At 43.0% G+C, this 14683-nt stretch carries 13 protein-coding genes; 10 read left to right on the top strand and 3 right to left on the bottom strand.

What is annotated here, in order from left to right; genetic code table 11:
* The first annotated feature begins 199 nt into the window (after window positions 1-199).
* From PW252_RS09660 to PW252_RS09635, 6 genes are all read left to right on the top strand, one after another.
* The gene (locus PW252_RS09660; RefSeq protein WP_248050484.1) at window positions 200-1903 is read left to right on the top strand and encodes an acetolactate synthase large subunit; all 1704 of its coding nucleotides are present in this window, start codon (window positions 200-202) and stop codon (window positions 1901-1903) included.
* Window positions 1896-2372 (top strand): acetolactate synthase small subunit, encoded by a 477-nt coding sequence (ilvN, locus tag PW252_RS09655; protein WP_105125208.1) that lies wholly within the window; start codon window positions 1896-1898, stop codon window positions 2370-2372. Before PW252_RS09660 ends, ilvN begins: the two co-directional genes overlap by 8 nt.
* A gap of 189 nt (window positions 2373-2561) precedes the next feature.
* On the top strand, window positions 2562-3584 hold the full coding sequence (gene ilvC, locus PW252_RS09650) for a ketol-acid reductoisomerase (RefSeq protein ID WP_248050482.1): 1023 nt from the start codon (window positions 2562-2564) through the stop codon (window positions 3582-3584).
* A 742-nt stretch (window positions 3585-4326) separates the two neighbouring features.
* The gene (ilvA, locus tag PW252_RS09645) at window positions 4327-5577 is read left to right on the top strand and encodes a threonine ammonia-lyase IlvA (RefSeq protein ID WP_172091256.1); all 1251 of its coding nucleotides are present in this window, start codon (window positions 4327-4329) and stop codon (window positions 5575-5577) included.
* Window positions 5578-5586: 9 nt separating this feature from the next.
* A complete protein-coding gene (locus tag PW252_RS09640; RefSeq protein ID WP_248050480.1) occupies window positions 5587-6492 on the top strand; it encodes an SPFH domain-containing protein in 906 nt (301 codons plus the stop codon).
* Between the two features lie 83 nt (window positions 6493-6575).
* Complete coding sequence (locus PW252_RS09635) at window positions 6576-6785, top strand: capsule biosynthesis transcriptional regulator (protein WP_009910800.1); 210 nt, start codon at window positions 6576-6578, stop codon at window positions 6783-6785.
* 116 nt (window positions 6786-6901) lie between these two features.
* On the opposite strand, the gene PW252_RS09630 is transcribed toward PW252_RS09635, so the two are convergent.
* The 3 genes from PW252_RS09630 to PW252_RS09620 all read right to left on the bottom strand — a co-directional run bounded on the left by PW252_RS09630 (window position 6902) and on the right by PW252_RS09620 (window position 10671).
* Window positions 6902-7645 carry an amino acid ABC transporter ATP-binding protein gene (locus PW252_RS09630; protein ID WP_248050476.1) on the bottom strand — a complete coding sequence of 248 codons (744 nt, stop codon included), beginning with the start codon at window positions 7643-7645 and terminating at the stop codon, window positions 6902-6904.
* Entirely contained in the window at window positions 7638-9203 is a 1566-nt protein-coding gene (locus PW252_RS09625) for an ABC transporter substrate-binding protein/permease (RefSeq protein ID WP_398582945.1), read from the bottom strand. The genes PW252_RS09630 and PW252_RS09625 overlap by 8 nt, the downstream gene beginning before the upstream one ends.
* 265 nt (window positions 9204-9468) lie before the next feature.
* Window positions 9469-10671, bottom strand: coding sequence for an IS110 family RNA-guided transposase (locus tag PW252_RS09620; RefSeq protein ID WP_316716734.1), 1203 nt, complete (start codon window positions 10669-10671; stop codon window positions 9469-9471).
* A 282-nt stretch (window positions 10672-10953) separates the two neighbouring features.
* Between PW252_RS09620 and PW252_RS09615 the strand changes: the two genes are divergently transcribed.
* The 4 genes from PW252_RS09615 to sufC all read left to right on the top strand — a co-directional run bounded on the left by PW252_RS09615 (window position 10954) and on the right by sufC (window position 14675).
* Window positions 10954-11790, top strand: a complete 837-nt coding sequence (locus PW252_RS09615) for an undecaprenyl-diphosphate phosphatase (RefSeq protein ID WP_248049900.1) — start codon at window positions 10954-10956, stop codon at window positions 11788-11790.
* 125 nt (window positions 11791-11915) lie between these two features.
* The gene (mecA, locus tag PW252_RS09610) at window positions 11916-12638 is read left to right on the top strand and encodes an adaptor protein MecA (protein ID WP_248049898.1); all 723 of its coding nucleotides are present in this window, start codon (window positions 11916-11918) and stop codon (window positions 12636-12638) included.
* A complete protein-coding gene (locus PW252_RS09605) occupies window positions 12635-13822 on the top strand; it encodes a glycosyltransferase family 4 protein (protein ID WP_248049896.1) in 1188 nt (395 codons plus the stop codon). The genes mecA and PW252_RS09605 overlap by 4 nt, the downstream gene beginning before the upstream one ends.
* A gap of 79 nt (window positions 13823-13901) precedes the next feature.
* Window positions 13902-14675 carry a Fe-S cluster assembly ATPase SufC gene (sufC, locus tag PW252_RS09600; protein WP_024376584.1) on the top strand — a complete coding sequence of 258 codons (774 nt, stop codon included), beginning with the start codon at window positions 13902-13904 and terminating at the stop codon, window positions 14673-14675.
* Window positions 14676-14683: the final 8 nt, after the last annotated feature.

Below are 14683 nucleotides of genomic sequence, written 5' to 3'. Positions count from 1 at the left end.
ATGAGTCTACTATACGGGACTTTCCTAAAAGCAAGCTAAAACTAGAGGGGGTTTGCGATTAGCTTAAGTTTGCTTTAAGAATTTCTTTGGGAATTTTTAAGAATCCGAACAAATGTAGGAATTTTCAGAAAATTTCTTGACATTCCAATTCCTTGTGATATTATAGTAGATAACACATTTGCAGAGAGGAGGAATATTCGTGCAAGAATTCCAATTAGACCAACCACGTTCAGGGTCTTATCTAATTTTAGACACCTTGCATCAACTGGGGGTTGACCTAATTTTTGGTTATCCAGGTGGCGCAGTTTTGCCGTTATACGATGCTATTTATCAGTATGAGGGTATCCAGCATATTTTGGCGCGACATGAACAAGGGGCAGTTCACGAGGCAGAAGGTTATGCCAAATCATCAGGAAAGGTGGGTGTAGCCATTGTGACCTCTGGTCCTGGAGCAACAAATGCCATTACAGGTATTGCGGATGCTATGGGTGATAGCGTACCCTTGTTGGTCTTTACAGGTCAAGTAGCTACACGGGGGATTGGTAAAGATGCCTTTCAAGAGGCCGATGTCTTGGGCATGACCATGCCCATTACCAAATACAATTATCAAATTCGTGATACGGCAGATATTCCTCGTGTCATTACAGAGGCGCTTCATATCGCAACAACTGGTCGTCCAGGTCCGGTTGTCATTGACGTTCCAAAAGATATTCAAGAGAGAATAGTTGATTTTTATCACGATCCAACTGTTCAACTCCCAAGTTATCAACCGACAGTTGAGCCAAATGGTTTGCAGGTCAAGAAAGTATTGAAACAGCTTAGTCAGGCTAAGCAACCGGTTATCCTTGCTGGTGGCGGGGTCAACTATGCGGATGCTAATCAAGAGCTGATTGCCTTTGCAGAGCGTTATCGGGTCCCTGTTGTGTCTACCTTGCTAGGTCTAGGTGCCATGCCTATTGAGCATGAGTTGGCACTCGGTATGGGTGGCATGCACGGTTCCTACGCAGCCAATATGGCCATGAATGATGCAGATTACATTATCAACATCGGTGCCCGTTTTGATGACCGATTGACAGGTAATCCTCTCACCTATGCACCGAACGCAACCGTTGCCCATATTGATATCGACCCAGCTGAAATCGGTAAGGTTAAGAAAACAGCTATTCCAGTAGTGGGAGATGCTAAGGAAACGCTTCAAGCCCTGCTCAAGCTGGATCCAGTCGAAACGGACTATACTGACTGGACTGCTCAGGTCTTAGAAAACAAACGTCGCGCACCGTTCTGGTATGAGGAAGATGAAACTGTCATCAAACCGCAGCAGGCTATTGAACTGATTGGTCAGTTGACCAATGGGGATGCTATTGTGGTTACTGACGTAGGGCAACATCAGATGTGGACAGCCCAGTTCTATCCATATAAGCATGCTCGCCAGTTGGTGACATCAGGCGGCATGGGAACCATGGGCTTTGGTATTCCAGCAGCCATTGGTGCCAAGTTAGCCAATCCAGACAGGGAAGTTGTCTGCTTTGTTGGGGACGGTGGTTTCCAGATGACCAACCAGGAACTAGCTATTCTCAATGGCTATGGTGTACCGATTAAGGTGGTTCTAATTAACAACCACTCGCTCGGCATGGTCCGTCAGTGGCAGGAGTCCTTCTATGACAAACGCCGTAGCCAGTCTGTCTTTGATGCGGAGCCAAATTTCCAGCTTCTTGCTGAAGCCTACGGAATTGCTCACTACAGTTTTAACAATCCAGCGACCCTGGCTGAAGATATGAAAGTTATTTTGGAAGACAAGCCTATGTTGATTGAAGTGCATATTTCCAAAGCAGAACACGTTCAACCAATGGTGCCAGCTGGTAAGAGCAATGCAGAGATGTTGGGGGTGAAGTTCAATGCGTAGAATGTTAACAGCAAAATTACGAAATTCATCAGGTGTCCTCAACCGCTTTACAGGTGTTCTATCTCGCCGGCAAATCAATATTGAGTCCATATCCGTCGGTCCGACAGAAGTGGACGGTATCTCACGTGTTACTGTTATTGTTGATGTGGCAACCATGGATGAAGTGGAGCAAATCATCAAGCAACTCAATCGCTTGATTGATGTGGTTCGTGTCCGCGATTTGACGGATATTCCACACTTGGAACGGGAAGTAATTCTAGTTAAGATTGTTGCTCCACCAGCTAAACGAGCAGAAATTTTAGCCATTATCCAACCTTTCCGGGCTAGCGTAGTCGATGTGGCCCCCCATTCCATTACTATTCAGATGACAGGCGATGGAGATAAGATTGATGCTCTCTTGCGCGTCATTCAGCCCTATGGCATTAAGAATATCGCTAGGACGGGAGCAACTGGCTTTAGCCGCGACTAACCTAGTCGCACATTTGTCTTTTACTTCGTCGTTAGTTTGTCTTGGCATACCATTTGTATAGCCTTTGCCTCACTGCCTAGAATTAAAAGAAAGATGAGCAACTAGGAATGAACATGATAGCCTATGTTGAAGGGCGTTCGTTTTCTTTGAGCAGCCAAAATTACAAATAAAAATAGAAAAGAGAATCTTATGACAGTAGCAATGCAATATGAAAAAGATGTAACAGTAGCAGCACTTGACGGTAAGCGTATCGCCGTTATCGGTTATGGTTCACAAGGCCATGCCCATGCGCAAAACTTGCGTGATACAGGGCACGATGTTATCATCGGTGTGCGAGCTGGTAAGTCTTTTGACAAGGCTAAAGAAGACGGTTTTGAAACTTTTGAAGTAGCAGAAGCAGCCAAACAAGCCGATATTATCATGATTTTGGCTCCAGACGAAATCCAAGCAGACCTTTACAATGAAGAAATTGCTCCAAACTTGGAAGCGGGTAATGCCCTTGGTTTCGCCCACGGTTTCAACGTTCATTTTGAATTTATCAAGGTTCCAGCTGATGTGGATGTCTTCATGTGTGCGCCGAAAGGACCTGGTCACTTGGTTCGTCGTACCTTTGAAGAAGGTTTTGGTGTACCAGCTCTTTACGCTGTCTATCAAGACGCTACTGGCAATGCTAAACACATCGCTATGGACTGGGCAAAAGGTGTTGGTTCAGCCCGTGTAGGTCTTTTGGAAACAACCTTCAAGGAAGAAACGGAAGAAGACTTGTTTGGTGAGCAAGCAGTTCTCTGCGGTGGCTTGACAGCCCTTATGCAAGCAGGTTTTGAAGTCCTGACAGAAGCTGGCTATGCACCAGAATTGGCATACTTTGAAGTTCTCCATGAAATGAAACTTATCGTTGACCTTGTTTACGAGGGTGGTTTCAAGAAAATGCGTCAATCAATCTCAAACACTGCTGAATTCGGTGATTATGTATCAGGTCCGCGCGTGATTACAGACCAAGTTAAAGAAAACATGAAAGCAGTTCTTGCGGATATCCAGTCTGGTAAATTCGCCAACGACTTTGTCAACGACTACAAGGCTGGTCGTCCACGTATGGAAGCTTACCGTAAAGAAGCAGAAGGACTTGAAATCGAAAAAGTCGGAGCAGAACTCCGCAAAGCAATGCCATTCGTCAGCCGCAACGACGACGATTCATTCAAGATTTATAACTAGAATAGCCTACGGATAGGCTATTCTAGCCCTTGCCCAGAAATACGAAAGCAAGGCAGTTGAAGTGGACTGTTTTAGCCCTCGCCTAAAAACGAGAAAGCGAGGAAGTCCGGGGGAGTGAAAGAGTCTGGGGCTAGACTCTTTCAGCTGGTCGCCTAGCAATGTGAAAGCGACCATACGCCCTCGCTTGACAACAAGAGAGCGAGGCAGCCTACGGATAGGCTAGGAGACACTTGCTATCGCAAGTTTCATCTCCAACCTCTGACAGTTCCCCAAACTGTCAGAGCCCTTGCCTAGAAATACGAAAGCAAGGCAGTCCATTTGACTGTTTTAGCCCTTGCCTAGAAACAAGAGAGCGAGGAAAGTCCGGGGTTGGACTAGTTGACACTTGCTGTCGCAAGCTTTATTTCCCGCTTCCAACAGTTCCCCAAACTGTTGGAACCCTCGCCTGACAACAAGAGAGTGAGACAGGCCTGTGATAGGCAAGGAATTCAGGTCTTTTGAATACTTTTAGGCATTTTCTAACATGATTGTTAGCAGTGTAGGGGACTAAGCATACAGGAATAAAAGAGCTGGGATGTAACCAGCTCTTTTACCCATTTTGCTTCTTAATTTAAAGAAAATGGGTTCTCAAACAATCATATGTCAAATGATTGCGCAATAATATTTTAAATATGCGCATAAATGTTAGTGTTTTTAAAAAAATATTGATACAATATAGGTATAGAAAGAAATTAGTGCAAATATGATTACAGCAAAAAATGTAGAGCAGGCCTACGAAGTCTTAAAAAGAGTTGTCGTTCGAACGCCATTAGATTACAGTCGCTACTTATCAGAAAAGTACGGAGCCACCATCTATATCAAGCGTGAGAATGAGCAACGCGTTCGTTCATTTAAAATACGAGGAGCCTACTATGCCATTTCTCAATTATCAGATGAAAAAAAGGCGCTAGGTGTGGTCTGTGCTTCTGCCGGCAACCATGCCCAAGGTGTTGCCTATACTTGTCAAGAAATGCAGATACCAGCAACCATCTTTATGCCTATTACAACACCACAGCAAAAGATTGGACAGGTTCGTTTCTTTGGCGGTGACTATGTAGATATTCGTTTAGTGGGCGATACTTTTGATGAATCTGCTCAGGCAGCACAGGATTATACTACGGAGAGTGGCAAGACCTTTATCGATCCCTTTGACGATGACCATGTTCAGGCGGGTCAAGGAACGGTTGCCTATGAAATAATAGAAGAAGCCCAGGAACAAACCATTAGTTTTGATCAGATCCTCGTGCCAGTGGGGGGAGGCGGTTTGATTGCAGGTGTGTCTGCCTACCTCAAAGAACACGCGCCAGAAATCAAGATTATCGGCGTTGAAGCTAACGGTGCCCGTTCCATGAAGGCAGCCTTTGATAAGGGACGTCCTATCAAATTGGCGAGCATTGATAAGTTTGCGGATGGGATTGCCGTTCAAAAGGTTGGTGCTAGAACTTATGAAGTGGCTCGCAAGCATGTAGATAAGTTGGTTGGTGTTGATGAGGGTTGGATTTCAGGTACCATTTTGGACCTCTATTCAAAACTCGGGATTGTGGCTGAGCCAGCAGGTGCAGCGACTGTGGCAGCTTTAGAAGTCATCAAAGATAAGATTAAGGGGCAGACTATCTGCTGTATTATTTCAGGTGGCAATAATGACATTAACCGGATGCCGGAGATGGAAGAGCGTGCTCTTATTTATGAAGGGATTAAGCATTACTTTGTAGTGAATTTCCCGCAACGACCGGGTGCCTTGCGTGAATTTGTAAATGATATTTTAGGTCCAAATGATGATATTACTCGCTTTGAGTACATCAAACGTGCCAATAAAGGTACAGGTCCAGTCTTGATCGGGATCGCCCTGGGCAATAAGGAAGACTACGTCCAATTCCTTTCTCGCCTAGAAGATTTCGATCCTCAGTATATCAATCTTCATGAGAATGATTCTCTCTATAAGATGCTTGTTTAGGAGGAAATGATGGCTCTTGGTTCAATTATTTTTATCATTAGTTTCTTATTTGTTGTATTGCTTACCTTGGTTTTGGTTGTGTCGGGGCTATATGTGGTCAAACAGCAGACAGTTGCCATTGTAGAGCGGTTTGGGAAGTACCAAAAGACTTCTACCTCTGGTATTAACTTTAAAATCCCCTTTGGTGTAGATGTGATTGCGGCCCGTATCCAATTACGGATGCTACAGAGTGAGATTGTGGTAGAAACTAAGACCCAGGACAATGTCTTCGTGACTATGAATGTGGCTACGCAGTATCGTGTCAATGAAAATAATGTCACAGATGCCTACTACAAACTCATGCATCCAGAGGCACAGATTAAATCCTATATTGAAGATGCCTTGCGGTCATCCGTTCCGAAATTGACCTTGGATGAACTCTTCGAGAAGAAAGATGAAATCGCCCTTGAAGTACAAAAGCAGGTGGCGGAAGAGATGTCGACCTACGGTTATGTCATTGTTAAAACCTTGATTACTAAGGTTGAGCCAGATGCCGAGGTCAAGCAATCAATGAATGAAATCAACGCAGCTCAGCGGAAACGGGTTGCGGCCCAAGAATTGGCAGAAGCCGATAAGATTAAAATAGTCACTGCTGCTGAAGCAGAAGCTGAAAAAGACCGCCTACATGGTGTGGGGATTGCCCAACAAAGGAAGGCAATTGTAGACGGACTAGCAGACTCTATTCGTGAATTGAAAGAGTCTAACATCAGCATGACGGAAGAGCAGATTATGTCTATCTTATTGACCAACCAATACTTGGATACATTAAACAATTTTGCACAAGGAGGTAATCAAACAATCTTTTTACCAGCTAATGCTGGCGGAGTGGAGGATGTACGTACACAAATATTGTCTGCTCTCCAGGTTAAAAATTGAGTAAAATCCGAACATTTTACTTGACAATTCAAAGCAATTTGTATTATACTTAATTGCACGAATAAATTGGAAAGGGGTTCCTAATGACTAGTTACGAAAAAGTTGCCGCTGTTGTCGGCTGGGTACGCGAAAAGAAAATCACTGGCTACCGTATCAGCAAGGAAACAAATGCTCGTGAGATGTCAGTTATCGCTCTTGCACAAGGACGCGCTAAAATTGACAACATTTCATTTGCGACTGCCTTGGGGTTGATTGACTTTTACGACAAAAACCACAAGAAATTTGAAAACTAATCTAAATCATAGTATTTAGACGATTACATAAGAGGGTCATCGAGCCCTCTTTTTTGACGTCAAAAAACCTTACCAGCTTTGAAACTGGTAAGGTTACTATCTATAAGAGAGAAAGCTTATCCTAAAAAACGCTGGAGGAATTCGCGGGTCCGCTCTTCTTGTGGATTTTCAAAGATTTGTTGAGGAGTACCTTCTTCAGCGATGACACCCTTATCCATGAAGATAACACGATCAGAAACATCGCGGGCAAATTCCATTTCGTGAGTAACAATCACCATGGTTAGACCAGACTTGGCCAAATCCTGCATGGTTTTGAGTACTTCACCGACCATTTCTGGGTCTAGAGCAGAAGTTGGTTCATCAAAGAGAATAACTTCGGGATCTACAGACAGAGCACGGGCAATGGCAACACGCTGTTTTTGACCACCAGAGAGTTGGCTTGGTTTGGCCTGCCAGTATTGCTCAGTCATACCGACCTTATTGAGATTTTCTTTGGCGATTTTCTCAGCCTCTGCGCGATCGCGTTTCAATACAGTGGTTTGGGCTACGATGGCATTTTCCAAGACATTGAGGTTGTTAAAGAGGTTGAAAGACTGGAATACCATGCCTAGTTTTTCACGATAGGTGGTCAAATCATAGCCCTTGGCCAAGACATCCTGACCGTGGTAGAGGATTTGTCCTTCGGTTGGTATTTCCAAGAGGTTGATGGAACGGAGGAAGGTTGATTTTCCAGACCCCGAAGAACCGATGATGGAAATCACTTCTCCTTTTTCAACTGTCACAGAAATGTCCTTGAGGACCTGGTTTTGTCCGTAGGATTTCTTTAGGTTTTTAATTTCAAGAATTACATTATTAGTCATGAGGCACCTCGATTTGCATTTGGTTGGCACCAGTTGTATAGGTGTCTGTGTCAAAGCGTTTTTCAACTGCGCGCAAGATGCGGGTCACAGTGAAGGTCAAGATAAAGTAAATGATGGCAATGACGGTAAAGGTTTGGAAGTACTGGTAGGTTTGTGTTGCTACAGTATTTCCTGAGAAGTACAATTCCACAACGGAGATAACGTTCAATACAGATGTATCCTTGATGTTGATGACAAACTCGTTACCAGTTGCTGGCAAGATATTGCGGATAACCTGCGGCAAAACAATCTTGCGCATGGTCTGGTTGTGGGTAAATCCAAGAGCCGTTGCGGCTTCGAATTGCCCCTTGTCTACTGCGAAAATACCACCGCGGACAATCTCACTCATGTAGGCACCGGTATTGATGGATACGATGAAGATAGCAGCTAGGGTGCGGTCAAGGTTAAGACCGAAGGCTTGGGCAGTACCGTAGTAGATAACCATAGATTGTACAATCATTGGCGTGCCACGGAAAACTTCGATGTAGATATTGATAAACCAACCGAGAATTTTTTGACCAATAGCAAGAGCCTTGTTGGCTGCTTTTGGAGCAGTACGGAAAACACCAATCAAAAGACCGATAAGGGTACCGATAATGGTTCCAAGGATGGAAATGAGCAAGGTCATTCCAGTGCCACGAAGCAACTGCTGCCAGTTGTTGACAATGATATTCCACACTTGAGCAAAGAAGCTAGGAGTTTCGCCTTCACTGGCTTCTTCAACAGGCTGGTTTTCAATCATAGTGTCCATAAGGGCAATTTGGTCGTTCTCCGAAAGAGTAGCTAGTACTTCATTGACCTGGCTGATGCGAGTATCGTCTTTACGCATACCGACAGCAATAGTCACGTCCTCAGCATTGGTTTCAAAATTATCCGTTAGTTCGACCATCTTGAATGCCTTGTTGGCTGCTTCGGCTGTACGACCTTCTGGACGCTCCGAAACGTAGGCATCAATAACACCAGCTTCCAGTGCTTGACGGATTTGAGAGAAATCACCCATAGCTGTTTGTTTGTCTGCTCCTTGGATTTGGTCAATCAAATCGTAGAGGTAGACACCCTGCTGGGCAGTGATCTTGGCACCAGCAAATTCAGCCAAACTAGTCGCCTTAGCATACTGGCTATCTGAACGCACGACCAAGGTTGGAATAGATGTATAGTAGCTGTCTGAGAAAGCAATTTCTTTCTTACGTTCTTCGGTCGGACTCATACCAGCGATAATCATGTCAATCTTGCCAGAAGTAAGAGCAGGCACCAGACCTTCCCACTTGGTTTTAACCACCAAGAGTTCCTTGTCCAGGGATTCGGCAATTTTTTTAGCGATTTGGACATCGTAGCCATTGGCATACTGGTTGGTTCCTTCGATCGGAACAGCTCCGTTACTGTTGTCCTCTTGAGTCCAGTTAAAAGGGGCATAAGCAGCCTCCATACCGACTCGGAGGTATTCATCTGCTTTTACACCTGTTGCCATAGAAAAAATAGCAACCAGTGTCAGCAGAAAGATACTAAATTTATGTTTCATGATTTCTCCTTATTAAATGGTATTACACCATTTTATTAAAAATTCTGACAAATTTCAATATCCTTGTACTATGAAAGGAACTTTTTTTTCTACCATTTGTCAAGCCTATCAAGGTATTTGATGAAAAATATTTTGAGTTCAATAGTCAAAATAAGGAAATTGTTTTCTTTTGGACTAAAGTTTCGTGTAAAAAAGAGTACACGAAATTAACACCTTATGTTGAAAATTTTTGATAAGGTGTTACAATAATATTGCATAAACAATCTTACTGATTTTGAGTTAAAGTGTAATCGTAAAGTTTGTTATGCGTTATGAGGTAATACATTGTCCGAATGAGACGATGTATGGAGGCAATCGTGTGCGGCTTTGTAGAAGTCGTTTGCGATTGTCTTTTTCGTTTCTCATAAAAGTCGGCGATATGGCAAGGATTGGTGTGACTAGCTGAAGCGATATTGTGAATACATTTGAACAGAATCTTTCTAGCGTAGGGATTGCCACGCTTGGTAATGTGTTCCTTAGCTAAAAAGTTACCCGATTCATAGTGTCTCAGGTCAATACCGATAAAGGCATTGATTTGATTGGCAGACTGAAAACGGCGAATATCTCCCAGTTCACCAATAATACTTGTTGCAGTAGTCTCAGCTATTCCAGGAATAGAGAGCAGAATGTCATATTCAGGTAATGGCTGAGCTAGTTCCACCATTTGGTCTAGGACAGCTTGTCTCTGTTCAGAAAGCCGAAGCAATTCTTTTGCATAGTAACGCACCTCTTCTAGTATTGGAGAGGTTTTCTTGACGGCACAGTAAGATTGATTAGCTAGTGCTATCAACTTCTCAGCTAAATACGCCACACGCTTGTCCGAAATCCGTTTTGAGGTGGACTGACGAATGATTTCTGAGAGTTTATCCTTGCTTAACTCAAGAACGAAGTCCTTGCAAGGAAAAGCTATGACCAGGTTCCAGTATTGCTCGCCAGATGGTGTTGATAAGATAGTTTCCAATTCAGGAAAAGTGACTTGTAAGACCTTGTGCAGACGGTTTTTAGCTCGAACAATATCCTCGGTCAGATTCTGATAGAAACGGCTGAGATCCCGCAAGTTTTGGTAGACTTCTTCTTGGACATAAGTGGGTTTACGATTCAGTACAAATTGAGATTGAGCCAGTTTTTCGGCGTCAATTTGATCTGTTTTCCGCACACGCAAGCTATCCAGTTGCTTCTTAGCTTCTAAGGGATTAAGCCGTGTATAAGCGTAGCTATGTTCATCCAGAAAAGCTTGAAGACGACGAGAGTAGACACCTGTTGCTTCAAAGATGATTTCTGGCTTATGAACGGTTTTCAAATCGCCAAGTAGCCGAGCAAAGCCGATGGCATCATTGGACATGGTATAGCCATGAACTTTCTCACCATTGACTAGAATGGCCACTTCTGAACTTGCCTTACTCACATCAATCCCAAAAACTGCACGCATGATATTACCTCTTTGTCTTGAATGATTCCTTGTTTTAGTGATGTCATTTTCAATACTCGACGTCTGGCGTCCCACATACTTTGATAACATTCTTTCTAAAACAGGTGTCTTGCCAGTTTTTGATGCGACGTCTAGCGTCAAAAAGCCCCACGACTTAACAAGACACCTCTACTTTATCATAAAGAAAAAGTAGTGAGTACTCTCTCCCGTCGGAGATTTCTTCACTACTAATCTTAGTATGTTTATGATATAATAAAAAGACTTACAATAAAGGAGTGTAATATGTTACTCGAATTACTAAAAGCCATCTTATTAGGGATTATCGAAGGTGTGACCGAGTGGTTGCCAGTGTCATCTACAGGGCATTTGATCTTGGTTCAAGAATTTATGAAACTCAACCAAAGTGCTAGCTTTGTAGAGATGTTCAATATTGTCATCCAGTTGGGAGCCATCCTTGCGGTTATGACCATCTACTTCAAAAAGTTAAATCCTTTCCAGCCTGGCAAGACCAAGCGTGAGATTCAGTTGACCTGGCAGTTGTGGGCCAAGGTTGTTCTTGCCTGCATTCCGTCTATTCTGATTGCGGTGCCATTGGACAGTTGGTTCGAAGCCCATTTTAACTTTATGGTGCCCATTGCCATTGCCTTGATTGTTTATGGTATTGCATTTATCTGGATTGAAAATCGTAATCGGGATGTAGAGCCACAGGTGACAGATTTGGCGAAAATGTCCTATAAGACAGCTCTCTTAATCGGTTGCTTTCAGGTTTTGAGTATTGTTCCAGGAACTAGTCGTTCTGGTGCGACTATTCTAGGTGCGATTATCCTGGGGACCAGTCGGACAGTTGCTGCTGACTTTACCTTTTTCCTTGGAATCCCGACAATGTTTGGTTACAGTGGTCTAAAAGCGGTCAAGTATTTCTTGGATGGAAACAGTTTAAACCTGGAGCAAGGTCTCATTCTCTTGGTTGCTAGTTTGACTGCTTATCTTGTTTCCTTAGTTGTTATACGCTTCTTGACCGACTTTGTGAAGAAAAATGATTTTACAGTTTTTGGATATTACCGTATTATCTTGGGAGTAATTTTGTTAGTCTATTCTTTTATCACATTCTTATTTTAAGAGCAGGGCAACCTGCTTTTCTTTTGTCTTTCAAGCAGTCATTTAGTATAATGGAAAGAGATATGTATGAGAATTGAAAATGAATGCTATATTTTTCGGCATCTATTCATTAGTATGAGGTAAGTATGAAAGTAAAACAAATTAGTGATTCGACCTTGAAAATCACTATAAAAATGGATGATTTAGAAGAAAGAGGGATGGAGCTGGCTGACTTCCTCATTCCTCAAGAAAAGACAGAAGAATTTTTCTATACCGTCTTGGACGAATTAGAATTGCCTTTAACCTTCCGTGAAAGCGGAATGTTAAGTTTTCGTGTCACTCCTAAACCAGATCGGGTGGATATTTTTGTAACCAAGTCTGACTTAGATCAGAATTTGAATTTTGATGAGTTTTCTGACTTGTCGGATTTTGGTGATATTTCCAGCATGAGCCCGGATGAATTTTTCAAGAATTTGGAGCAGACTGCTCGAGAGCGAAGCAGTAAGGATATGGATGCTGTTCGTCATTTGGAAGAAGTTGAGAAAGCAGAAGAAGCTGAAGAGAGTGAGCCAGAAGACTACATCTACTACATCCTTGATTTTCCTAACATGGATGAACTGATGGCTTTTGTAGGAACAGTAGATTACCCTATCGAAGAGTCAGAGCTCTATAAGATGGACGGCCATTACTATATGACTGTCTTGATCAATATCGAGGAACGTTCTAAGCGTTACCCTGACTATCTTCTAGCGCGTATGTTGGAATTTGCCAATGATACTAAGTTGACTAGACCTGTCTTGCAGGAACATGGGGTGACCCTCTTGCCAGTTGCAGCCCTAGAGGAACTTAGGAAGGTTTCCTTGCTATGATTCCTTTTGCTTTAAAATATATAATGGTTATCATTTCGACCATGGTTGTAGCAGCGATAGCAACTCCTTTGGTGCGTTTTCTATCCTTCAAGGTTGGAGCAGTCGATAATCCAAATGCGCGTAGAATCAACAAGGTGCCTATGCCATCAGCTGGAGGTTTGGCTATCTTCATAGCTTTTTCCTTGGCTACCCTGGTCTTTTTGCCGAGAATTGTCACCCACATCAATTATCACGGAACCTACCTGCATTATATTTGGCCCTTGATTGTATCCTCGCTTATTATCATCATTACAGGCTATATTGATGATGTGAAGGAGTTGGGTCCAGCTCCAAAGATGTTTGGAATTGTTCTTGCAGCAACCCTGATCTGGTTTTTTACGGAATTCCATTTTGATAGTTTTAAAATTCCGTTTGGTGGTCCCTTTATCATCTTTCCGGAATGGCTCTCCTTTTTTCTAACTGTTCTGTGGATTGTTGCTATAACTAATGCGGTCAACTTGATCGATGGTCTGGATGGTTTGGTGTCAGGGGTGTCTATCATTTCATTGACGACCATGGGAATTGTTTCCTACTTTTTCTTACATGATAGCAATATCTTTTTGACCCTGACTATTTTTATTCTGGTAGCGGCTATTATAGGCTTTCTACCTTATAATTATAATCCAGCTATTATTTATCTAGGTGATACTGGAGCTCTCTTTATTGGTTTCATGATTGGGGTGCTATCTCTGCAAGGTTTGAAAAACTCAACAGCTGTTGCGGTAGTTACTCCCATGATTATTTTGGGGGTTCCAATTACAGATACTGTTGTAGCCATCATCCGTCGAAAATTGTCTGGAAAAAAAATTTCAGAGGCGGATAAGATGCATTTACACCATCGTTTGCTATCTCTAGGCTTGACCCATCGTGGTACAGTTTTAGTTATCTATGCCATTTCCTTCCTATTTTCTTTGACTTCGCTCTTGCTCAATGTTTCCAGTCGTCTAGGTGGTGTTCTCTTGGTTCTAACCATGGGACTGGGTGTAGAGGTCTTATGTGAGTTGATAGGTATTTTTGGTGAAAATCGCATGCCCCTACTCAATCTCCTTCGTTTCATTGGAAATAGCAGTTATCGTCAGGAACGCATAGCGGATTGTAAGGAAAAGCGCTGTCTTCGTAAACAGCAGACCAAGAAAAGAAAATAAGAATCTTTCTAAACAAGAAGAGAGCTCTTAGGCTCTTTTTTTGATATAATGAGAAAGATAATAAATAAAGGAGTATACGATGTCAGTATTAGAAATCAAAGACCTTCATGTTGAAATCGAAGGTAAAGAAATCCTCAAAGGTGTCAATTTGACCCTCAAAACAGGTGAAATTGCAGCCATCATGGGACCGAACGGAACAGGCAAGTCCACCCTTTCCGCAGCTATCATGGGTAATCCAAGCTACGAAGTAACACAAGGGGAAGTGCTCTTTGACGGTGTTAATATTTTGGAGTTGGAAGTGGACGAGCGTGCTCGTATGGGACTTTTCTTGGCCATGCAATATCCATCAGAAATCCCGGGTATTACTAATGCAGAGTTCCTCCGTGCCGCAATGAACGCTGGCAAGGAAGATGAAGACAAGATTTCTGTCCGCGATTTCATCACCAAGTTGGATGAAAAGATGGAACTCCTCAACATGAAAGAGGAAATGGCAGAGCGTTACCTCAACGAAGGCTTCTCAGGTGGTGAGAAAAAACGCAATGAAATTCTGCAGTTGCTCATGTTAGAGCCAACTTTCGCTCTTCTTGACGAGATTGACTCAGGTTTGGATATTGATGCCCTTAAAGTTGTATCAAAAGGTATCAATGCCATGCGTGGTGAAGGCTTCGGTGCCATGATTATCACCCACTACCAACGCTTGCTCAACTACATCACTCCTGATGTTGTCCATGTCATGATGGAAGGCCGTGTCGTGCTTTCAGGTGGACCAGAATTGGCGCAACGCTTGGAAAAAGAAGGCTATGTCCAAGTTGCAGCAGAGCTTGGCATCGACTACAAAGAAGATGACATTTAAGTCTTTGG

The organism is Streptococcus sp. 29887, from assembly GCF_032595075.1.
Classification (GTDB): domain Bacteria; phylum Bacillota; class Bacilli; order Lactobacillales; family Streptococcaceae; genus Streptococcus; species Streptococcus iners.
Note: the sequence above shows the minus strand (reverse complement) of the source record. Positions and strands in the feature narration are given on the sequence as shown.